General features: G+C 67.3%; 19 protein-coding genes. 9 read left to right on the top strand and 10 right to left on the bottom strand.

Features of this window, described 5'->3' with window-relative positions; all coding sequences use genetic code 11:
* Positions 1–14: 14 nt before the first annotated feature.
* Genes AT701_RS17985 through xypA form a run of 6 tightly spaced genes read left to right on the top strand, consistent with a single transcriptional unit; the run spans position 15 to position 6,563 of the window.
* Complete coding sequence (locus AT701_RS17985) at positions 15–782, top strand: SDR family NAD(P)-dependent oxidoreductase (protein WP_058126343.1); 768 nt, start codon at positions 15–17, stop codon at positions 780–782.
* Positions 776–1,822 carry a zinc-dependent alcohol dehydrogenase gene (locus AT701_RS17980; RefSeq protein ID WP_058126342.1) on the top strand — a complete coding sequence of 349 codons (1,047 nt, stop codon included), beginning with the start codon at positions 776–778 and terminating at the stop codon, positions 1,820–1,822. The genes AT701_RS17985 and AT701_RS17980 overlap by 7 nt, the downstream gene beginning before the upstream one ends.
* The gene (locus AT701_RS17975) at positions 1,819–3,357 is read left to right on the top strand and encodes a sugar ABC transporter ATP-binding protein (RefSeq protein ID WP_011729195.1); all 1,539 of its coding nucleotides are present in this window, start codon (positions 1,819–1,821) and stop codon (positions 3,355–3,357) included. Before AT701_RS17980 ends, AT701_RS17975 begins: the two co-directional genes overlap by 4 nt.
* Positions 3,354–4,388, top strand: coding sequence for an ABC transporter permease (locus tag AT701_RS17970; RefSeq protein WP_011729194.1), 1,035 nt, complete (start codon positions 3,354–3,356; stop codon positions 4,386–4,388). Before AT701_RS17975 ends, AT701_RS17970 begins: the two co-directional genes overlap by 4 nt.
* Before the next feature lie 41 nt (positions 4,389–4,429).
* Complete coding sequence (gene thpA / locus AT701_RS17965) at positions 4,430–5,479, top strand: sugar ABC transporter xylitol/D-threitol-binding protein ThpA (RefSeq protein ID WP_011729193.1); 1,050 nt, start codon at positions 4,430–4,432, stop codon at positions 5,477–5,479.
* Between the two features lie 34 nt (positions 5,480–5,513).
* On the top strand, positions 5,514–6,563 hold the full coding sequence (gene xypA / locus AT701_RS17960; RefSeq protein WP_003895054.1) for a sugar ABC transporter xylitol/L-sorbitol-binding protein XypA: 1,050 nt from the start codon (positions 5,514–5,516) through the stop codon (positions 6,561–6,563).
* 54 nt (positions 6,564–6,617) lie between these two features.
* On the opposite strand, the gene AT701_RS17955 is transcribed toward xypA, so the two are convergent.
* From AT701_RS17955 to cycA, 9 genes are all read right to left on the bottom strand, one after another.
* Positions 6,618–9,824 (bottom strand): helicase HerA domain-containing protein, encoded by a 3,207-nt coding sequence (locus AT701_RS17955; RefSeq protein ID WP_058126341.1) that lies wholly within the window; start codon positions 9,822–9,824, stop codon positions 6,618–6,620.
* Positions 9,824–10,492, bottom strand: coding sequence for a hypothetical protein (locus AT701_RS17950; protein ID WP_011729189.1), 669 nt, complete (start codon positions 10,490–10,492; stop codon positions 9,824–9,826). Before AT701_RS17950 ends, AT701_RS17955 begins: the two co-directional genes overlap by 1 nt.
* Positions 10,493–10,638: 146 nt before the next feature.
* On the bottom strand, positions 10,639–11,868 hold the full coding sequence (locus tag AT701_RS17945; RefSeq protein ID WP_058126340.1) for an NAD(P)/FAD-dependent oxidoreductase: 1,230 nt from the start codon (positions 11,866–11,868) through the stop codon (positions 10,639–10,641).
* A gap of 11 nt (positions 11,869–11,879) precedes the next feature.
* A complete protein-coding gene (locus AT701_RS17940; protein ID WP_058126339.1) occupies positions 11,880–12,608 on the bottom strand; it encodes a DUF72 domain-containing protein in 729 nt (242 codons plus the stop codon).
* Positions 12,609–12,614: 6 nt separating this feature from the next.
* On the bottom strand, positions 12,615–13,241 hold the full coding sequence (locus AT701_RS17935) for a hypothetical protein (protein ID WP_058126338.1): 627 nt from the start codon (positions 13,239–13,241) through the stop codon (positions 12,615–12,617).
* Positions 13,242–13,252: 11 nt separating this feature from the next.
* Positions 13,253–13,501 (bottom strand): hypothetical protein, encoded by a 249-nt coding sequence (locus AT701_RS17930; RefSeq protein WP_003895047.1) that lies wholly within the window; start codon positions 13,499–13,501, stop codon positions 13,253–13,255.
* A complete protein-coding gene (locus AT701_RS17925; protein WP_058126337.1) occupies positions 13,501–14,376 on the bottom strand; it encodes an oxygenase MpaB family protein in 876 nt (291 codons plus the stop codon). The genes AT701_RS17930 and AT701_RS17925 overlap by 1 nt, the downstream gene beginning before the upstream one ends.
* 1 nt (position 14,377) lies before the next feature.
* The gene (locus tag AT701_RS17920) at positions 14,378–14,602 is read right to left on the bottom strand and encodes a hypothetical protein (protein WP_003895045.1); all 225 of its coding nucleotides are present in this window, start codon (positions 14,600–14,602) and stop codon (positions 14,378–14,380) included.
* A 233-nt stretch (positions 14,603–14,835) separates the two neighbouring features.
* Entirely contained in the window at positions 14,836–16,275 is a 1,440-nt protein-coding gene (gene cycA, locus AT701_RS17910; protein WP_058126336.1) for a D-serine/D-alanine/glycine transporter, read from the bottom strand.
* Positions 16,276–16,554: 279 nt separating this feature from the next.
* Here cycA and AT701_RS17905 point away from each other — a divergent pair, with 279 nt between their 5' ends.
* Genes AT701_RS17905 through AT701_RS17895 form a run of 3 tightly spaced genes read left to right on the top strand, consistent with a single transcriptional unit; the run spans position 16,555 to position 21,269 of the window.
* The gene (locus tag AT701_RS17905; RefSeq protein ID WP_058126335.1) at positions 16,555–17,874 is read left to right on the top strand and encodes an MFS transporter; all 1,320 of its coding nucleotides are present in this window, start codon (positions 16,555–16,557) and stop codon (positions 17,872–17,874) included.
* 42 nt (positions 17,875–17,916) lie between these two features.
* The gene (locus AT701_RS17900) at positions 17,917–18,411 is read left to right on the top strand and encodes an MmpS family transport accessory protein (protein WP_058126334.1); all 495 of its coding nucleotides are present in this window, start codon (positions 17,917–17,919) and stop codon (positions 18,409–18,411) included.
* The gene (locus tag AT701_RS17895; protein WP_058126333.1) at positions 18,390–21,269 is read left to right on the top strand and encodes an MMPL/RND family transporter; all 2,880 of its coding nucleotides are present in this window, start codon (positions 18,390–18,392) and stop codon (positions 21,267–21,269) included. Before AT701_RS17900 ends, AT701_RS17895 begins: the two co-directional genes overlap by 22 nt.
* 142 nt (positions 21,270–21,411) lie before the next feature.
* Here AT701_RS17895 and AT701_RS17890 read toward each other — a convergent pair whose 3' ends face one another.
* A complete protein-coding gene (locus tag AT701_RS17890) occupies positions 21,412–22,437 on the bottom strand; it encodes an LLM class flavin-dependent oxidoreductase (RefSeq protein ID WP_058127657.1) in 1,026 nt (341 codons plus the stop codon).
* Positions 22,438–22,487: the final 50 nt, after the last annotated feature.

Below are 22,487 nucleotides of genomic sequence, written 5' to 3'. Positions count from 1 at the left end.
AGGGGAGCACCGCTATGGATGTGCGTTCGGCATTCGATCTGAGCGGGCGCACTGCGCTGGTGACCGGCGGAAACCAGGGCCTGGGCAAGGCTTTCGCGATCGCACTCGCACAGGCCGGTGCCCGTGTGGCCTTCTCGGGCCGCAACGCCGAACGCAACGAGAAGACCGCGGCCGAGGCCGCCGCGGCCGGACACCAACTGCACGCGATCACGGCCGACATCACCAGGGCCGAGGACGTCGAGCGCATGACGGCCGAGGCCATCGACGCGCTCAGTCACATCGACATCCTGGTCAACAACGCGGGCACGTGCCACCACGGTGAGTCCTGGACGGTCACCGAAGAGCAGTGGGACGACGTGTTCGACCTCAACGTCAAGGCGCTGTGGGCGTGTTCGCTCGCCGTCGGTGCGCACATGCGTGAGCGCGGCAGCGGCTCGGTGGTCAACATCGGCTCGATGTCGGGCATCATCGTCAACCGCCCCCAGATGCAGCCCGCGTACAACGCCTCCAAGGCCGCGGTGCACCACCTCACGAAATCCCTTGCCGCCGAGTGGGCCCCGTTGGGAATCCGGGTCAACGCGCTGGCTCCCGGATACGTGAAGACCGACATGGCCCCGGTTGACCGGCCGGAGTTCAAGCGGTACTGGATCGACGACACCCCGCAGCTGCGCTACGCGGTGCCCGAGGAGATCGCGCCCAGCGTGGTGTTCCTGGCCAGCGACGCGGCCTCCTTCATCACCGGCTCGGTGCTCGTCGCGGACGGCGGATACACCGCATGGTAGGAACCGAGATCAGAAGGGTCGTCGTCAGCGCGCTCGACGACATCGCGATCGAGACCGTGCCGCAACCGGAGCCGGGCCCCGGCGAGGTGCGGGTGCGCACCGTGCTGGTTGGCATCTGCGGATCCGATCTGCACGCCGCGTGCGGACACCACCCGTTCATCGACCTGCCGTACCGGCCCGGACACGAGGCCGTCGGCGTGGTGGAGATGCTCGGTGCGGGAGTCGACGACTCCTGGCTGGGCGCACGCGTGGCCGTCGAACCCAACCTGGCGTGCGGTGCGTGCGCACAGTGCCGCGACGGGCGCTACAACATCTGCCGCGAACTGCGGGTGTTCGGCTGCCAGACCCCGGGCGCGCTCGCTGACTCGTTCGTCATCGGCGCCGACCGGCTCGTACGACTCGACGACGCCCTCGACGACCGCCACGCGATCCTCATCGAACCGCTGGCCACCCCGGTGCACACCGTGCGCCGCGCCGAGCAGGTCGTCGGTGATCTCACGGACCGCCCGGTCGTCGTGATCGGCGCCGGACCCATCGGCCTGTTCGCGCTGCTGGCCGCCCGCCACGCGGGCGCGCGGGTCGTGGTGGCCGATCTGCTGGAGTCCAAACGGGTACGCGCCGAACGGCTCGGCGCCGTCGGCACTTTCGATCCCGCAGCCCCCGACGCGGTCGCGACCGCGCTCGATCTGCTCGGCGGTCCGGCCGCGGTGGTGATCGACTGCGTGGCGCGCGAGAGCTCGGTGGCCCAGGCGGTCGACCTGGTGGACAAGGGCGGTGCGGTGATGATCGTCGGGGTCGCCGAAGGCGCCACACCCGTGCCGCTCGGGTTGATCCAGGACCGCGAGATCGCACTCATCGGCAACCTGATGTACGTTCGCGACGATTTCGCCGCCGCCATCGACATGCTCGCATCGGGCGCGGTGCCGGTCGACGAGATCATCAGCGCCGAATACGAATTCGACCACACCGACGAGGCATTCGCGGCCTCGGCCGACGGTGAGAACGTGAAAGTCCTGGTATCGATGGGAAACCCGTCATGAGTCCCAACGCTCTGCTCGAATGCACCGACATCCACAAGAGTTTCGGCGGTGTGCCGGTGCTCAAGGGCATCAGCCTGCAACTCGAGCCCGGTACGGTCACCGCGCTGGCCGGCGAGAACGGCGCAGGCAAGTCCACGCTGATGAAGATCATCTCGGGTCAGTACAACGCCGACCAGGGTGAGGTGTCGGTCAAGGGCGCCACCCTCACCCCGGGCAACACGCGCGACGCCGTCCGGCACGGTGTGGCGATCGTGCCGCAGGAACTCGCGTCCATCGAGGACATGACCGTCTACGAGAACCTGTTCGTCGGACGTGAACTCAAGCGCGGACCGTTCCTCAACCGGCGCGCGATGATCGCCGAGGCCAAGGAGACCCTCGCGGTCTTCGACGTCGGCATCTCGCCGACCGCCCGCATGGGCAGCCTGCCCGTGGGCCTGCGCCAGATAGTCGAGATCGTCAAGGCCGCCCGCACCGGCGCCCAGGTGGTGATGCTCGACGAGCCGACCTCGGCGATCTCCGAGCGCGAGGTGGAGGGCCTGTACAAGATCGTGCGTAGGCTGCGCGACCACGGTGTCGCGATGGTCTACACCACGCACAAGATGGCCGAGATCCGCGCGATCGCCGACCGTGTCGTGGTGCTGCGCGACGGCGGGTTGATCCTCGACAAACCGATCGACGACGTGTCCGACGACGACATCGTCACCGCGATGATCGGCCGCGAACTCGAGGCGCTGTTCCCGGACCGTCCCGAACCCGCCGACGAGACCGTGCTCGAGGTGCGCGACCTTCAGGTCGAGGGCGCCTCGGAACCGGTGTCCTTCTCGGTGCGCGCCGGTGAGATCGTCGGTCTGGCCGGGCTGGTCGGCGCCGGGCGAACCGAGTTGCTGGAGGCCATCTTCGGCGCCCGCCGCAGCACCGCGGGTGACGTGGTGGTGCGCGGGCGCAGCGTCAAACGCAACCAGCCCGCGGCCGCGATCACCGCGGGCATGGCGATGGTGCCCGAGGACCGCAAGCTGTCCGGTGCGGTGCTGTCGATGAGCGTCCTGGACAACGGCACGCTGCCGCGGCTGTCCTCGTTCTCCATCGCGGGCTGGCTGCGGGGCAAGTCCCGCACGCAGGCCGTGTCGGAGGTGATGTCGTCGGTGCGGCTGCGCAGCCGCGGGCTCGGCCAGGAGGTCGGCACGCTCTCCGGCGGCAACCAGCAGAAGGTGGTGCTCGCGCGGTGGCTGACCGGCAAGGTCAACGTCCTGCTGCTCGACGAGCCCACACGCGGCGTCGACGTCGGCGCCCGCAGCGAGATCTACCGCATCATCACCGAATTCGCCGCGCAGGGGATGGCCGTGGTGATGGCGTCCTCGGACATGCCGGAGGTCGTCGGCCTGTCCCATCGCGCCTTCGTCATGCGCGGCGGCGCGTTTGTCGGCGAACTCGACCGAGAAGCGCTCGACCATCCCGAGGTCCAAGAGTCGGTGTTCCGGTTGGCCACCGCACTGGACGCCAGAAGTGACCAGACAAGCCAGGAGATCACATCGTGACCACCGAATTGAAACCCGACGACGCCGTGCCGGATTCCTCCGCCACCGTCACCTCACCGACCACGGGCGAACCCGTCAAGCTGTTCTCCCGGGCCTGGGCCACGGGCATCGCGGTGCGCTACTCGATGGTGATCGTGATGCTGCTGGTCATCGCGTACTTCAGCTACCGCAGCGCCCGGTTCGCCACCCCGGACAACCTGGTGACGATCCTCGTCGCCGCAGCACCTTTCGCGCTCATCGCGCTGGGGCAGACGCTGGTCATCCTGACCGGCGGCATCGACCTGTCGGTCGGCAGCGTCATCGCGGTGTCGGCCATGGCGGGCGCGGCCACCGCGAAGGCCAACCCCGGCCAGGTGTGGCTGACCGTGCTGGTGTCGATGCTGGTCGGTCTCGCGGTGGGCTGCGTCAACGGATTCCTGGTGTCGCGCATCAATGTCCCGCCGTTCATCGCCACCCTGGGCACGCTCACCGCGGGGTCTGGTCTGGCGTATGTGATCGGCGGCGGCGCACCGATCAACGGCCTGCCGCCGGAGTTCGGGTCGATCGCCAACACCAAGATCCTGGGTCTGCAGATCCCGGTGCTGCTGATGATCATCGGCATCATCGCGCTCGCGATCATCATGAAGCGCACCACCTACGGCATGCGGGTCTACGCCGTCGGCGGCAACCGCCACGCCGCCGAGATCGCCGGTATCAACGCCAAGAACGTGCTGTTCAGCGTTTACGCGTTCTCGGGTCTGCTGGCCGGTCTGTCGGGCGTCATGCTGGCGTCGCGCGTCATCTCCGGTCCGCCCAACCTCGGCCAGGGTTACGAACTCGACGCCATCGCGGCCGTCGTGATCGGTGGCGCGAGCCTCATGGGCGGCCGCGGAACCATCTGGGGTACCGCGTTGGGTCTGCTGATGATCCAGACCCTCAACAACGGCCTGGACATCCTGGTGGTCCCGGCCTATTGGCAGGACGTCATCAAGGGCGTGCTGATCGTCGCCGCGGTCGCGGTCGACGTGTGGTCGTCCCGGCGACGAACTTGACGGCACCACGACACATCCACAACAACTGAAAGAGAAGGCAGATGAGACTGGGGACAACGGCGTTCGCGATCGCCTCGGCAACCGCGCTGGGGCTGGGTCTGACGGCTTGCGGTGCGGGTGACCCCGCCGCGAACAGTGACACCACGCGCATCGGCGTGACGGTGTACGACATGAGCTCGTTCATCACCGCAGGCAAGGAGGGGATGGACGCCTACGCCAAGGACAACAACATCGAGTTGATCTGGAACTCGGCCAATCTCGACGTCTCGACGCAGGCCAGCCAGGTCGACTCCATGATCAACCAGGGCGTGGACGCGATCATCGTCGTTCCCGTGCAGGCGGATTCGCTCGCGCCGCAGGTCGCCTCGGCCAAGGCCAAGGGCATCCCGCTGGTCCCGGTCAACGCCGCGCTCGACAGCAAGGACATCGCGGGCAACGTCCAGCCCGACGATGTGGCCGCAGGCGCGCAGGAGATGCAGATGATGGCTGACCGCCTCGGCGGCAAGGGCAACATCGTGATCCTGCAGGGTCCGCTGGGGCAGTCCGGTGAACTGGACCGCAGCAAGGGCATCGAGCAGGTCCTGGCCAAGTATCCGGACATCAAGGTGCTGGCCAAGGACACTGCGAACTGGAAGCGCGACGAGGCCGTCAACAAGATGAAGAACTGGATCTCGGGCTTCGGGCCGCAGATCGACGGTGTGGTGGCGCAGAACGACGACATGGGTCTCGGTGCGCTGCAGGCGCTCAAGGAGTCCGGCCGCACAGGCGTGCCGATCGTCGGCATCGACGGCATCGAGGACGGTCTGAACGCCGTCAAGAGCGGTGATTTCATCGGCACCTCACTGCAGAACGGCACCGTCGAACTCGCGGCCGGTCTCGCGGTGGCCAACCGCCTCGCCAAGGGCGAACCGGTCAACAAAGAGCCCGTGTACATCATGCCCGCGATCACCAAGGACAACGTCGACGTCGCGATCGAGCACGTGGTCACCGAGCGTCAGCAGTTCCTCGACGGCCTCACCGAGCTGATCAACAAGAACCTCGAAACCGGCGACATCGCCTACGAGGGCATCCCCGGCCAGAAGCAGCCCTGATCCCTGATCCCCCGCCACAAGTAGAAAGGCATTCATGAACATCACGTCGAAGATCGGCGCGATTGCCGCCGCCGGGGCCGTCGGACTGGGCCTGACCGCGTGCGGCGCGGGCGACACCGCGGCCAACAGCGACACCAAGCGCATCGGCGTCACGGTGTACGACATGAGCTCGTTCATCACCGAGGGCAAGGAGGGGATGGACACCTACGCCAAGGCCAACAACATCGAGCTGGTGTGGAACTCGGCCAACAACGACGTGTCCACCCAGGCCAGCCAGGTCGACTCGCTGATCAACCAGGGCGTGGACGCCATCATCGTCGTTCCGGTGCAGGCGGATTCGCTCGGCCCGCAGGTCGCCTCGGCCAAGTCCAAGGGCATCCCGCTGCTCGCGGTCAACGCCGCGCTGGAGACTCCCGACCTGGCCGGCAACGTGCAACCGGACGACGTGGCGGCCGGTGCGCAGGAGATGCAGATGATGGCCGACCGCCTCGGCGGCAAGGGCAACATCGTGATCCTGCAGGGCCCACTCGGCGGCTCCGGAGAGATCAACCGCGGCAAGGGCATCGACCAGGTGCTCGCCAAGTATCCCGACATCAAGGTGCTGGCCAAGGACACCGCGAACTGGAAGCGCGACGAGGCCGTCAACAAGATGAAGAACTGGATCTCGTCGTTCGGCCCGCAGATCGACGGCGTGGTCGCGCAGAACGACGACATGGGTCTCGGTGCGCTGCAGGCGCTCAAGGAAGCCGGCCGCACGGGCGTGCCGATCGTCGGGATCGACGGCATCGAGGACGGTCTGAACGCCGTCAAGAGCGGTGATTTCATCGGCACGTCACTGCAGAACGGCACCGTCGAACTGTCGGCGGGGCTCGCGGTCGCCGACGCGCTGGTGAAGGGCGAGGATGTCAAGACCGATCCGGTCTACGTCATGCCCGCGATCACCAAGGACAACGTCGACGTCGCGATCGAGCACGTGGTGACCGAGCGCCAGAAGTTCCTCGACGGTCTGGTGGAGCTCACACAGCAGAACCTCAAGACGGGCGACATCGCCTACGAGGGCATCCCGGGGCAGACCCAGCCCTGATCTACGCACAAGGGGCCGGTCACCGAACCTCGGTGGCCGGCCTCTTTTTTCGGGTCAGGGTGCTGCGGGTTCGCGCTGCTGCGCCAACCTCAGCACCTCGTCGGTGGTCGGCGGGCTCGGCGGGTGGTGCGACAGGCACCACGGTGTCTGGATCTTGTGGAAGGCGTTGCCCTCCAACGCCAGATAAAACTGTCCCGAGCGCAGCCTGCTGATGTCCGGCACCAGGCCGCCCTTGACGCGCGCCATCTCCCTGGCGACCGCGATCTGTGCCGGTGAGTTCAGCAGCCCGTAGAACTGCGTCGCGGCGTTGCCGGGGATGTGGTTGTGCAGCCCGCGCGGCGACTGTGTCGCGAACACCAGGCCCAGGCCGTACTTGCGGGCCTGCGACGACAGCGCGAGCGTGCTGTGCGTGGAGGCGGTGGTGTGGCTGGACGGCGCGAAGTTCTGCGCCTCGTCCATCACCAGAAGCCCGCCCAGCGGCCGGTTGCCTGCCGGATTGCGTTTGATCCATGCGAACAACGCCATCTGGAGTTGGTTGACGAACCCCTCGCGCTGCTGTTCGTTGGTCAGCCCCACCATGCTGATCACCGAAACCCGCGCGCGGTAGCCGGCAGACGGTGTCAGCAGCACGCCGGGATCGGCCGCGGTGCCCGCGCCGCCGAACAGCGGATCGTTCACGGTCGCCGCGCGCAGGTTCTGCCCGAGTTCGGCCGCGAGCGCGCGGGCGTTGCCCAGTGCGCTGACGTCGTCGGGCAGATCGCCCAGCAGGTCGATGAACCCGCTCAGTGTCACCGACCGCGACGCGCCGTAATAGCGCAGCGCCTCGCGCAGCACCGCGCGCGACCGGTTGGCCTTCGCGGTGTTCCCGACGATCAGTGCCCGCGGCTCCAGCGCGGCGACAGCCGATTCGACGGCGTCGGAGAACTCATCGTCGTCGTCGAGCACGCTCGCGAAATCCGGCAGCGGCTGGAACGACAAAGGCCGCCCGGTGGCCCGGCGCGGCGTCCACACCACCACCTCGGTGTTGGCGAAGTACTCGTCGCTGCGTTCGTCGTCGGCGGGATTCCATCCGGGCGGCGACTCGGGCCATCTGCTGCCCAGGCGGGACAGATCGTTGTTGGGGTCCAGCACGATCGACGACACCCCGCGCAACGCGCATTCCTCGACCAGTCGCCGGATCAGCACGGTCTTGCCCGAGCCCGAGCCGGCGAAGATCGCGGTGTGCTTGCGCAATGCGGCCAGGTCCACCGAAACCGGTTGCCCGCCGGTGGCGTCCACGCCGAGTGTGATCGCGGTGGGGGAGTGCTCGATCGCCACTGCCGGGGCAGGATCAGGTTGCGGCACGAATTCGCTTCCCGCAGAGGGGAGTTCGATGGGCATCCGAGGATCGGTGGCCTCCAGGTCCGGCGCCTCACCGGCGACGTCACCGAGCGCGGCGCGCAACAGGTCGATCGCGTGCGCGGGCCTGCGCCGGCGCAGCCACCCGGGCAGGTCCGGGTGGTTGTCGTCGATGAGGTCACGCAGCGCGGTCATGGTGCGGATGTCGTCGTCGCTCATGGGCAGCACGCGTCCGCCCGCCGCCGTGAACTCGTCGACCATCGCGGCCGTCTTGGCGCCGCGCGGCCACGGCGTGTTGCGCAGCAGGAACAGCGTGCGCCGCTCGGGGTTGAGACCTGTTGCCTCCAAGGCCTTCCTGATGCGGTTCTGCACCGCGATGGCGTTCCCGGACGCGACCGCGCGAAACGCCCAGTGCCGCTCGTCGTCGGTCGCCGCGTCCAGGCTCTGACGCAGTCGTGCATGCAGGACGACGCGCTGGCCCGGAGGCGGGTCCGGCCAGAAGGTCTGCTCGACCTCGCCGAGTTCGGTGATCCAGGCCTCCAGCGCGGCCGAGAGCAGGCCGGGCATCGTGGTGTCCTCGCCGTCGGGATCCAGCGCGGCCGCGGTGACCGCGCGACTCCGGTACTCGGCGAAGCGGCGGTCCAGTTCGGACGTGTCGGTGCGCGTGCCTCCTGCGTGGCCGGGCCCGTGCGTCGTGTCCACCTCGCCCGTGAGCCGGGTGAGTTCCTCGACGGTGTCGTGCTCCAGGCAGTGCCGGACGTGGGCGTCGGCGCGCTTGAGCAACTGCCGCGGTGTGTACTGCGTCGCGTCGTCGAACGCCGACGGCAGGATCGGCCAACTCGGGTACGGCGCGCTGAACCCGACGGCGCTGTAGGTCGCCGAGAACCGGCGCTCCAGGATCGCGCGGCCGATATCGGGCGTCGGCAGGCCCTGCAGCAGCGCCGTGGTGCGGAACCGGTCGTGCACACTCGCGGTAGCCCGGTTCTCGATGGCCTCCCACGCCGCGGGCAGACACGCGACCACCGACACCGTCCGGCGCATGGTCTGGCGCACCGACATCAGCCCGTGGGCCACGTGCTCGAGGTCGCGGTTGTCCAGGCTCGCGGGCTCGGAGTTCTCGCCGGACACACGATCGGCGGTCCGCTCGATGGACTGCGCCAACAGCGTGTCGATCTGGTCGAGGGCCAGCACCGCGGGCCCGGCCAGTGCGACCAACCGCGAGATGTCCCGCACCGATTCCTGTGGGGTCAGGGTGGGCACGGGCAGGCCCCACGCCGCGAGTTCGGCCTCCGAGCCGTCGGTCGCGCCGAGAGTGCCCACGTTGCCGACGAGGAAGGCCTCGCCGATGTCCTGCAGGTCCAGATCCGCGGCGCCCAGCAGGACCAGCGCCCGCAGCGTGTGGTGGGCGCGTTTGACCGTCTGGCGCCTGGCCTTGTGCAGCGCGGTGACGAAATCGGTGAGGATCTCCGGCGTCAGGTCGTCGTCGCCGATGATGGCGCGGCGATTGGCCCGCGAGATGTGGGCGATCGACGCCAGTTCCCACAGCAGGTCTTTGAGCTGGGTTTCCCGCTCCCCGCCGGGGCGGCCGAGGCTCTCCAGGATGCCCGCGCGTGCGGACTGCCAGAAGCTCGTGGCGTCGAGCAGTTCGACCAGGAAGAAGAAGCCGCCCGCGGTCTGCACGCGTTCGCGCACCTGACCGAGCAGGTGCGTCTTGCCCGAACCGGCCGGTCCGCGCACGACGACCCCGAGCGGGCTGGAATCGGTCTCGCGCGCGGCGTCGTCGAACGCGGCAAGCACGTCGGTCATGGCCCGTTCGTGCAGGCCGGGCACGTGCAGCGCGCCCTGCGAGTGCCACAGGTCGTCGGCCGTGGGCGCCCAGGTGAGCCGCAGCGCGCTGAGCGCTTCCCGTTCGTGTTGCTGCATCAGGACTCGATCGCGATCAGGTGTTTGTTCTGGTCACCGATGCGCACGGCGGCGGCGCGATCGGCTTCGGTCAGCGTCTTCTGGTTCTCTTCGGGAATCAGGCTCACACCCGGCTGCTGGTAGAGGCTGATCAAAGCCGCGTCGACCTCTTTGCGCGGCAGATCGGGCACCTCGCCGCGCAGCCGGGCCAGGCCGACCCAGCCGCCGGGCCGGTCCGCGAGCCTCGCGTAGGCGGCCCGCAGGGCCTCCTCGGCGCGCGGCGCGAGCGCGTAGCCGCTCGCGGTGCCCGGCGTGTCGACGGCGGCAGGCGCCGGCGAGTCGCCAGGCAGGAACACGTCGGCCGGCGCGAGATCTGCGCGTTCGAGGTGGCGGTGCAGCGCTCTGAGCACGGTGTAGAGAGCGCGGCCCTGGCCGGACGACCGCGGCGGTGTGTCGGCGGCGAGCAACTGGCGGCACACCGCCCAACCCGCGTCGGTGAGTTCGTGGACCAGCGGACGCCCCGGTGTGGTCTCGATCAGCCCCAGTTCGTTGAGCCGGTCCCGGCCCCGCTTGTCGAGCTTCGGTCCGAGCCGTTCGAGGTCCGGATTGGGCACGGGCCGCGACTCGGCCATGAGCACCAGCAGAACTGCCTGTTCGGTGCCGGTCAGTTCGGCTGGGGCGACGTTCAACGGGCTCACCTTTCTGCCGTCACGTGTATCGATTGTCCGGGCACGGGCGGCCGTGTGCACGTTACAGCGCACGCCGGGCACGGCCGGGAATGCCGAGAATACGGTTGACCCGCAGCGCATTCCCAGCGCCGCGGCGATCGCCCTGCTCAGCCGGGCGCGTTGAGCGGCCGGCCCGGATCGGCCAGCAGGTCGGGGTCGACCGGTTCCCGCGACCGGATCAGGGCCTTGACGTCGTCGAGCACATCCCAGATGTTGACGTTCATCCCGGCCAGCACCCGGTTGTCGCCGTCGAGCCAGAAGGCCACGAACTCGCGCCCGGGCACATCACCGCGGAACACCACGCGCTCGTAGCTGGGGGCGTGCCCGGCATACTCCATGCCGAGGTCGTACTGGTCGGTGAAGAAATAGGGTAATTCGGCGTATTCCGCGGTCCGGCCCAGCATGCCCGCGACGGCCACCGCGGGTTGTTTGAGCGCGTTGGCCCAGTGTTCGGTGCGGATGCGGACACCGAGCAGCGGGTGCTGCGCCGCGGCGATGTCGCCGACGGCGTAGATGTCCGGGTCGCTGGTGCGCAGCGACGCGTCGACCAGGACGCCCCCGTCGGCGGTCGCGAGGCCGGCCCGTTCGGCCAGTCCGATGTTCGGCGCCGCGCCGACCGCGACCAGCACGGCGTCGGCCGCGATGGTCGAACCATCTCCGAGACGCAGGCCGGTGGCCCGGCCGTCGGCGGTGGTGATCTCCTCGACGGTCTGTTCGAGCCGCAGGTCCACGCCGTGCTCGCGGTGCAACTGCGCGAACACCTCGGCGACCTCGGCGCCGAGCGCGCCGAGCAGTGGCAGGCGCGCGGCCTCGACCACGGTGACATCGACGCCGCGGGTGCGTGCGGTCGCGGCGACCTCGAGCCCGATCCATCCTGCGCCGACCACCGCGAGCGAGGCGCCCTCGGTGAGAACCGCATCGAGTGCGGCGGCGTCGTCGACCGTGCGCAGATAGTGCACGCCGGACGCGTCCGCACCGGGAATCGGCAGCCGCCGCGATGCCGAACCGGTGGCCAGCAGCAGCTTGTCGTAACCCACTGCCGACCCGTCGGGCAGCGTCACGGTGTGGTCGGCCGGGTTGATCGCGGCCACCTCGGTCCCGAGTCGCAGCGTCACGTCGTGGTCGCGGTACCACGCCGGAGCGGCGACGGTGAACTCGTCGAGGGTCTTCTTGCCTGCCAGGTAGTCCTTGGACAGCGGAGGCCGCTCGTAGGGCAGCTTCTCCTCGGCCGCGAACAACAGTACCTGGCCGTCGAAGTCGTTGTCGCGCAACGCTTCAGCAGCTTTGGCGCCGGCCAGGCCGCCGCCGATGATCACGAATGTCGACGCCGCAGTCATACCAACTCAGGCTACTCGTGTGCCACGAGTTCCTTGAGCGTTCGGGCGTTGCGCACCGCATGCCCGCCGAGATCGTTGTTGAAGTACACGACCACCCGGTGGCCGTCGCGATGCCACAGCAGGATGTGTTCGGCCCACCATCGCAACTGGTCGGCGGGGTACGACCCGGAATAGATCGCCTCCTGCGGCGGACCGTGCAACCGGATGTACACCAGATCGCTCGTCGCCACGGGTTCGCACACCAGACCCGGCCCGCTCATCACCACATACGCCGCACCGTGGCGGCGCAGCAGTGCGTACACGGCCGGGTCGTGCCACGATGCGTGACGCAGTTCCACGGCCACCGGGATGTGGTCGGGCACAAGAGTCAGGAACTCATCGAGCAGTGCGTCGTCGCGTTCGAGTGCCGGATGTGGTTGCACCAGCAGGGCTTCGGCGCATCCGTCGAGCACCTCCCAGCACCGCTCGAACCGCTCGATCCAGGGTTCGGGGGAGCGTAGACGGCGGAAGTGGGTCAGCCCACGGTGGGCCTTGACCGACATCGTGAACCCGTCGGGCAACTGAGATCGCCAGTTCGCGAACGCGGTGTCGCGTGGCCAGCGGTAGTAGCTCGCGTTGAGTTCGACGGTGTCGAACACCTGCGTGTAACGCCGCAACCGCGCCGACGACGGTGTGCCCGGCGGATACAGCACGTCACGCCAGTGGTCGTATGACCACCCCGAGGTGCCGATCCGGATCATGTCTCCTCATGGGATGTCGGTGTAGGTCAGGGTGTAACCGTCACCGGAGAACGTGAAACCTTTGCCGGTCAACTCGCGTACGCAGGACACGCCGGTCTCTTCCTGCACGTTGCACCGAAAGCCCGCCACCGCAAGCACTTTGCCGAACGGCAGAGTCTCGACCTCGCCGTCCGCCTCGCTGTAGGTCGTGGAATCCACCGAATCCTGGTCCACGGAGAACAACGGTTCCTCCAGCGCGAGGAACCCGGCGTCGTGGTCGCGGTCCACGGCGATCGCGTTGGGCGCGGTGGCCTCGCCGTCCACGGTCACGTCGGGAGCGCCGGTGATCGGCAGGCGAGCGCTCAGGCCGCTCGACGATTCACATCCGGCGCGGTCGCGGGGCAGGATCGCGCACGCCCACCGTCCGCTCGGAGTGGTGAAGTAGTAGCCCGTGCGGCCGTCCACCGAGATCGCGTAATCGGCCGCGTTCACCAGGTTGGTGGTGCCGTACACCGGCACCGCGGTGGTGGTCGGGGCCGGTGTGCGCGGCGGCGTCTCGCCGGTGTTGACGACGGCTCCCGACGAGCAGCCGGCCACCGGGGCGGCCAGCGCACCGGCCAGCAGGAGCGCACGGGCCGCGACACAAATCCTCACGGCGCCAGACCCTAGCCGACGCACACCTCGCCGCCGAGGAGCAGCAGCGGCCACAGCACCGCCACCTGCCCGAACGCGACCAGGTTGGCGCCGGCCGGAAGCTTCGTCAGCAGTTGCGCCTCGATCAGCTGCACCTGGTCGGCGTGGAAGAAACTCCACACCAGACCGACGGTCAGGTACGGGATCGCGAGCCACATCGCGGTCTCGATCATCTGTTCCACGCTGACCTTGCGGCTCAGGACCCGACGCAGGAAGTTCATCAGATCAGCGGGAGTCCGGCACGCACGCGTCGGCGCACATCGGCGAGCAAAAGGTAGCTGGTGCCCTGCCGGACGAAGATCGGCAGGAACCGGTTGCCCAAGGCCACCAGCAGAAACAGCCATTCGAAAAGCCGTTGCCTGCCGCGGCCCCACTTCAGGCCGAGCACCTCACGGAACACCGGCGCCAGGAACCCCGTGGTGAGAAACGCCAGCAGCGGCCGGAACGGCAGTGCGAGCAGCGGGTTGATCATCTTGAGGTGCACCAGGTCGCGCAGGTATGTCGCGACGACGTCGTCGACCGCGACCTGCCCGCATGCGGCGTTCCAGTAATCGTCGAACCCGGCCCGGGTGGCGGGCCACTGGTCGGGGCTGACCTGCAGCGTGGTGCCCAGCGTGGCGGCCGAGGCGTAGAACTGCTCGGCCTGCACGGGCGTCATCTGGCCGCGTAGCAGTTGATAGGTGTCTTCGAGCCCGACGAACAGGCATGCCGCGACCCACATCTGCAGATCACGGTCGAAGGCGTTGTAGCGCACCGGACTCTGCGGTCCTGAGCGGACCTGCCGGTGGGCGCCGTCGACGGCCGTGCGGAACGCCGCGCGGTCCTCGTCGTTGCCGAGGATGGCCACCGCGAGGTAACTGAAGGTGGTGCGGGCGCGTTTCCACGGATGCTTGAGCAGGTTGCCGGAATCCACGGGACTCTCGACCACGCCGTGGCCGACGCCGGGGCGTGCCAGCTGCATGATGACGTTGGCCGCGCCCCCGGCGAACGCCCAGAAATCCATCGCGTCGGCGACGGTGACGGACTCGTCGGGGTCCCAGCGCGCGGTGCGCCGGGTGACCGAGATGCGGGTGTGGGTGGTGCCCTCGACGGTCATGTCAGCTCATGCAGACGTCGGTGAACAACAGCACCGGCCAGGCCGCGATCGACCCGAGGAACGACACCGCCGCGTCGAGGCGGCCCATACCCGCGAGATGGCCGGTGTGGGTCAGTGACCACAGCGTGCCGATCGCCAGGTAGGGCACCGCGAGGATGATCGCGGTGCCGATCCACTCGGCGATGGTCATCTGGAAGCCGAGAACCTTCCGCACCGCGGTCAGCATGTCACCGTTTCCCCTCACCGCTCGACGACGTTGCCAGTGACGATATGTTAATGCTGATTCTCGCCGGCAACGGTGAAACGGCGCGATCCGAGGCGGTCTCGCGGGTGCGGGCATGCGGCTCACCCCACACGCCGAGCGTGCGCGTCTGCTCCTGGACACACCGCGGATTCACCAGCAACGACGCACGCTCGCGCAGATCAGGCAGATCAGGCAGTTCAGGCAGCCAGGAAGGATCAGTCCGCCGAGTCCGCCGATTCGGCTTCCAGAGCGGCACGGAACGCGGCTTCGCGCGCCTTGTGTCCCGGGCGGCGTCGCAGGAACGCCCAGGCGATACCGAGCACGACGAACCAGGCCGGTGTTACGAGCAGGGCCTGCAGGGTGTCGGACTTCTGGGTGAACGCCCACACCAGGAACACGAAGAACGCCAGCACAACCCAGCACATCACCACGCCGCCGGGCATCTTGAAGGGTGAGGCCGAGTGTTGTTGCGGCCTCCGCCTGCGGTACACCAGGTAGCTGCTCAGGATGATCGTCCAGATGAACATGAAGCACAGCGACGAGATCGTGGTTACCAGGGTGAACGCCGCGATGATCGAATCACCTGCGGCGACCATCACCACACTCGACAGCAGGACCACCCCGGACAGGAACAACGCGTTGGCCGGTACGCGGCGGGACGTGGGCCGGCCGAAGGAGGCGGGCGCGTCGCCTCCGGAGGAGAGTCCGTAGACCATCCGGGACGTCGAGTAGATACCGGAGTTGGCTGACGACGCCGCCGACGTGAGTACCACGAAGTTGACCACCGATGCGGCGATGCCCAACCCGGCGAGGCTGAACATCGCGACGAACGGGCTGCGGTCGGGGCTGATCTCGCGCCACGGGGTGACAGCGATGATGATCACCAGGGCAGCGACGTAGAAAAGCATCACGCGCACGGGAATCGAGTTGACAGCGCGCGGCAGGTTGCGTTCGGGATCTCTGGCTTCGGCGGCCGTGGTGCCGACGAGTTCGATCCCGACGAACGCGAACGTCGCGATCTGGAAGCCCGCGACGAAACCCATGGGCCCGGTGGGGAAGAAGCCACCGTCGTCCCACAGGTTGGACAGGCTCGCCACGGCCCCGCCGGGCGCCCTGAAGTGGCTCAGCACCATGACCAGGCCGACCACGATGAGCGCAAGGATCGCGACGATCTTGATCATCGCGAACCAGAACTCGGTTTCGCCGAACGCGCGGACAGTCGCCAGGTTCAGCGTGATCAGGACCGCCACGGTGACCAGCGCCGGGATCCACAGCGGAAGGCCGGGCCACCAGAAGGCCACGTAGCCCGCGATCGCAACCACTTCGGCCACACCGGTGACGATCCAGCAGAACCAGTACGTCCAGCCGGTGAAGAACCCCGCCCACGGGCCCAGCAGGTCGGCGGCGAAATCGGCGAACGACTTGTACTCCAGGTTGGACAACAGCAACTCGCCCATGGCCCGCATCACGAAGAACAGCATGAAGCCGATGATCATGTAGACGAAGATCACCGAGGGGCCCGCGAGCGACACCGTCTTTCCTGAACCCATGAACAGGCCGGTTCCGATCGCTCCGCCGATGGCGATGAGTTGTATGTGACGGTTGGAGAGCTGACGCGAGAGGTGTTCAGCCTCTGGGAGCGTCTGTTCCGACATTTGGCCGATCCTTTCGGGTTCAGGTGCTGGCGTTCACGCGTTCTCCGACGGCGAACCTCAAACCGGATGGAAGGGAGCGCAATTCGGGGAAGTCGCCGGCTCTGAGGCTTCAATGGGCTCATGGGTGATCCGGCTCGTTCGAGTCCCCTCATGGGAGACGAACGGCCCCGCAGCGCGAAGGGTTCACGATCGGCCACCGCTGATGTGATCCCTTTGGGGTCCTGGCGCGTCATATGTCATGACGCCCGGTTCGGGCGGACAGACAAGGACGGAGCACACATGAAACCGGTGGATGTTGTCGAGCCCGTATCGGAGCCGACCACACCGAAGGACATGCGGAAGATCTGCGCTGCGGGCGCGGTCGGTACGGGGATCGAGCTCTACGACTTCCTCATTTTCGGCCTCGCGGCCGGACTCGTGTTCCCGAAACTGTTCTTCCCGGGTTCGGATCCCCTCACCGGCGCCCTCTTGTCCTTCATGGCTTTTGGTGCGGGTTTCGTGTCGCGACCCCTCGGCGGAGCGGTTTTCGGCCACTTCGGCGATCGCGTGTCACGCAAGACGATGCTGGTCGTCTCGCTGGTCGCCACGGGGCTGTGCACCATGGGTATCGGCGCGCTGCCGACGTACGCCTCGATCGGCACACTCGCACCGATTCTGCTAGTCACACTCCGTGTGCTGCAGGGCTTCTTCATGGGCGGTGAACAGGCGGGTGCGTTCATCGTGGTGACCGAACACGCACCGACCGGGCGCCGGGCGTTCTTCGGCGCATCGGTCACCGCGGGATCACCGCTGGGCAGCATTCTCGGCATCGGCGTGTTCAACATCGTCGCGCTCGCGACGGGTGCGGCCTTCGTCGAATGGGGCTGGCGGATACCGTTCCTCGCATCGGCGGTTCTCGTGGCCGTCGGGCTCTACGTTCGGCTCAGCATCGGTGAGAGCCCGGTCTTCCGGAGGATCGCCGCCCAGCGGGCAGCCGTCCGAGCCGTTCCGCTGTGGGGCGCCCTCAAGGGCGCGCCGCATCTGCTGATCGGCGGAGTCCTGGTGAATCTGGGGTTCAACCTCTTCATCTTCATCATCAATTCGTTCACCAGTTCCTATGGCACACAACAACTCGGCATCGAGCGCGACGACATTTTGCTGTCCGGTCTGTGGGGGTCGTTCGGGATGCTCGTTTTCGTCTTCGTGGCGGGTGGACTCGCCGACAGGTTCGGCCTCGTCCGCGTCATGCTGTGCGGAGCGATCTTCCAGGTGCTGTGGGCGTACCCGTACTTCTGGTTACTCGACACGCGCGGTATCCCGGCGCTCTACGTGGCGGTCGTGGTCGCCTACATCGGCCTGAGTTTCGTGTTCGGCCCGATGGCCGCCTTCTACACGACCCTGTTCCGCCCTGAGGTGCGCTACTCCGGTGTCGCGGTCTCCTACAACCTCGGGGCTGTACTGGGCGGGGGTCTGTCTCCCGCGATCGCCACCGCGCTCGTGCAACGCTACGACGGCAGTACCGGGATATCCGCCTACATCGCCCTCGGCGGCGTCGTGTCTGCCCTCGGTCTGCTCCTCACTGCCAGGCAGACAAGGGTGCGCGACCGCGACGACGCCTGAAAAGCGCTCGCCCGAAAAAGAATCAGATACAGGTGGAAACACATGACCCTAGTGGCGACTGACCAACATGCGCGCGAGGCAGGTGACCGCCGGAGCGTGCGGCGCGCTGTCGTGCCGAAAACCCTGCAGAGAGGCTGGTTGCCTGCCGTAACCGCCATCGCCGTCGGCGTCGGGTCTGTGGCGGTGTGGAAGGTGCACGAGATGTCCGCTCCTGGACCGGTTGTCTCGGTGCTCGCGGCGCAGGCGCCTGAGCAGTTCACTCCCAAGCGCATGACCTACGAGTTGTTCGGGTCCCCCGGAAGCGGCGGACTGCTGACCTATGTCGACGTCGACGGTCACCCGCACCGGGTCGACATCGCCGAGTTGCCGTGGTCGCACACCGAGACCACGACGCTCACCGTGGTGTCCGGCAGTATCTCCGGGCAGGTCAAGGGCGGCGAGGTGGGGTGCCGGATACTCGTGAACGACCGTGTGCGCGACGAACATTCGTCGTCACATGCCAATGCCGACGTCACATGCCGGGTCAAGTCGGCATGAGCGCACACCGCGCGGGCCGGCCGTTCTTCGCGCGTGCCGTACGCGTCCTGGCGCTGCCGATCGTCGCGTTCTGGATACTCGTCACGATCGGTACCAACATCTTCGTTCCGCAGGCCGAGAAGGTGGCCGACGAACTCGCCGGTCCGATGATCCCGACGTATGCGCCGTCGCAGGTGGCGCTGCTCCAGATGGGCGAGAAATTCGGCGAATCCGACTCGACCAACCTGACCATGCTGGTCCTCGAGGCCGACCGGCCTCTCGACGACGCAGATCACCGGTTCTACGACGATCTGGTCCGCCGCCTACAGTCCGACCCCGCACACGTGCAGTACGTGATGGACCTGTGGGGTGAGCCCATCACGGCTGCCGCGGTCCAAAGTGTGGATGGCAAGGCCGCGTTCGTGATGCTGCGGCTGGCAGGCAACACCGGAAAACTCGAGGCCAACGAGTCCGTGGACGCGGTACGCGACATCGTCGCCGCCGACGCGCCGCCTCCCGGTCTCAAGGTGTATGTCAGCGGGCCCGCGCCTCTGGCATCGGACACCTTGACGATTGCCACCGCGAGCCTCAAGAACATCACGATCCTGACGATCATCCTGATCGTCGCGATGCTCCTGCTGGTGTACCGCTCGGTGCCGAGCCTGCTCGTGCCCCTGCCCGCCGTGCTCATCGAATTGCTCGCCGCCAAAGGCGTTGTCGCGGTCCTGGGCCACCTCGGGGTCATTCCCTTGTCGTCGTTCGCGGTCAACCTATTGGTGGCATTGACGCTGGGCGCCGGGACGGATTACGGCATCTTCATGCTGGGCCGTTATCAGGAGGCGCGCCGCGCGGGCGAATCCCGCGAAGAGGCCTACTTCACGGCCTACCGCAGCGTGGCTCCGATCATCATCGGCTCGGGCCTGACCATCGCCGGGGCGTGCTTCTGTCTGAGTCTGGCTCGCCTGGACTACTTCCACACCATGGGACCGGCGGTGGCGGTCAGCATGCTTTGCACGATCGCCGCGGCGTTGACGCTCGCGCCGGCCCTGCTCACGTTGGGCAGTCGCCGCGGGCTCTTCGATCCGCGCCGCTTGAACAGCGGCCGGCTCTACCGTCATATCGCCACGAGCGTGGTGCGCTGGCCCAAACCGGTTTTCGTGGCGAGTGCGGTTGTCGTCCTCGTCGGCGCGGTGTTCGTCCCGACCTATCAGGTCGGCTATGACGACCGTGCGTACCAGCCTGCCGATGCCCCGGCCAAACTCGGTTTCGAGGCCGCCGATCGGCACTTTCCCCAGAGCAAGCTCATGTCGGAGTTGTTGATGGTCGAATCCGACCACGATATGCGCAACTCGGCGGACTTCATCTCCCTGGACCGGGCGGCGAAATCCCTCATCCGGCTTCCCGGTGTGGCCATGGTGCAGAGCATCACCAGACCACTGGGCCGGCCACTGGAGCACGCGACCATTCCCTACCTGTTCACCACCCAGGGCAGCACCAACGGCCAGCAACTGCCGTTCGACCAACAACTGAACGAGAACACCGACAGGCAGGCCGACATCCAGGCGCATTCGCTGCAGGTCATCCAACAGGTCATCAGCATCACCACACAGATGTCCGACGAATTGCACGCCACAACGGTGACATTCGAGAACCTCAAGGAGGTGACCGACGAGGTCAACGAGGGCATCTCCGATCTCGACGACTTCCTGCGGCCGCTCAAGAACTACTTCTACTGGGAACCGCACTGTTTCGACATTCCCGTGTGTTTCGCGATACGTTCGTTGTTCGACTCGCTCGACGGCATCGATCGCCTTGATGAGCAGATCGGCAACGCTGTCGAGTCTTTCGAGGCCATCGATCGCCTGCTGCCGCAGATGATCACGCAACTCGAGCAGATGAAGATTGCCGGCAAAGCAACCTTGAGCCTGCTCCAGAACAACTACGGCTCGGCTCATCTGCAGTCCACCCAGACCGATCAGACGTACGACGACCTGATCAACGTGGGCAACGACTTCGATGCGGCACGCAGCGACGACTTCTTCTACATCCCTCACGAGGCGTTCGACAACGACGACGTCAAGACCGGGATGAAGCTGCTGATGTCACCGGACGGCAAGGCCGCCCGGTTCATCATCACCCACGAGGGCAACGCCATGGCGCAGGAAGGCATCGAACACGTCGAGCAGATCCCCGACGCCATCAAGATGGCGCTGAAGGAAACGTCGCTGGCCGGCGCCAAGGTGTATCTGGGCGGCGCCGCGTCGAGCACGAAAGACATCCAGGACTATGCCGCGTCAGATCTTCTGATCGTCGCGATCGCGGCGTTCGTGCTGATCTTCCTCATCATGCTGTACCTCACGCGAAGCCTGGTGGCCGCCATGGTCATACCCGGCACCGTGACATTTTCGTTCGCCGGGGCCTTTGGGCTGTCAGTTCTGGTGTGGCAGCACCTGATCGGGCTTCCACTGCACTGGCTCGTGCTGCCGTTGGCGTTCATCATCCTGGTCGCCGTCGGGTCCGACTACAACCTGCTGCTGATCTCCCGCGTGAAGGAGGAGAGCGGCGCGGGGCTCAACACCGCGCTCATTCGCGCGTTGGGCAGCACCGGCGCGGTGGTGACATCGGCCGGTCTTGTGTTCGCGTTCACCATGTTGTCGATGCTCGCCAGCAATCTGGCCGCGGTCGGCCAGCTCGGCTCCACGGTGTGCATCGGCCTGCTGCTGGACACCATGATCGTGCGCTCGCTCGTGGTGCCGTGTCTGCTGCGCCTACTCGGCCCGTGGTTCTGGTGGCCCACCTTCATCCGGCAACGCCCGCTGCGGACGCCTGACCGCTTCGCCCGCCCTGGGCCGTCGCGGCGCATCATGACCGACCGGTAACGCACCTGGGGGAGGCGACGCGATGGGATCGCCATGGTCACAGCAGGGCGAGTCGGGGGCGGATTCTCCGTCGCATAGCGCCGGCCGGTGCTGTCGGGCATCCGGCACCGGCGGCACACGTGTTCCCGGTTGTGCCCGTCGATCAGGCCTCCGCGGCGGTCCAGCCCAGTTTCGGGCCGAGCTTCTCGGCCATGTCGGTGACGATCTGCACGTAGTCCTCTTCGTCGAACGTGAATGGCAACGCGAACGCCACCTCGCGGGCGCGCTGGAACCCGGGGTGTTCGTAGAGCATCTCCGCCAGTTCGTCGGTGGTGCCGACGAGGTCGGGCGCGAACATCATCCCGCGGGGGCCGTGGGTGGTGCGGGTGCGTTCCAGCCGCGCCGTGGCGTAGGCGCGGTACTTGTGCACCTGGGCCGACGTCGCGGAATCGGTCGGGATCACCACGAGGCCCTGGGAGACGCGCGCGGTCGCCGGATTCGGGTGGTGGGCGAGGAATGCGTCGATCTGCTCGGCCTGGATGGTGCCGAAGTCGCGTGAGGTGGTGCCCTCGGTGGAGACGACGTTGCTGGTGAGGTAGTTCAGTCCCTGCGTGCCGGCCCAGATCGCCGATGCGAGTCCGCCGCCGTACCACACCCGTTCGGCGAGTCCGGGGGAATGTGGCTGCACGCTACGCGAGAACCGTTCGATGCCGATCGTGCCCTCGAAGCTGCTGACGGGGTCGCCGCGCAGACCTGCCAGAAGCCGCGTCACCCGGTCCTTGGTGAAGTTCTCCACGGCGTGCGTCTCGGGGTAGAGCGCGGTGCGGTAGTTGTCGTAGTGCATCGGCGTGCCGACCGAGACGCCGGGGTTGAGCCGGCCGCCGGAGAGGATGTCGACCGTTGCCAGATCCTCGGCCAGCCGCAGCGGGTTCTCCAGTCCCAGCGGGATCACCGCGGTGCCCAGTTCGATACGGCTCGTGCGCTGTGACGCGGCGGCCAGGATGGCCACCGGTGAGGAGATCCCCGGCTGCAGGTGGCGCTGGCGCACCCACACCGTGTCGAAGCCCAGGGACTCGGCCCGTTCGATCATCCGCAGGGTTTCCTCGTGACCGGGCCCGGGATCGGCCGTGTCGAAGCGGCCGATCGTCAGGAAACCCATCTTGCGCAATGGCTCACCACGTCTAGGCATGGGTGCGGTCCGTCCTTCCGCCGAGCGTGCGCGCCCGTCGGGCGACACAC

Origin of the sequence: Mycolicibacterium smegmatis (assembly GCF_001457595.1) — a bacterium.
In the GTDB taxonomy this organism is placed as follows: Bacteria; Actinomycetota; Actinomycetes; order Mycobacteriales; family Mycobacteriaceae; genus Mycobacterium; species Mycobacterium smegmatis.
Note: the sequence above shows the minus strand (reverse complement) of the source record. Positions and strands in the feature narration are given on the sequence as shown.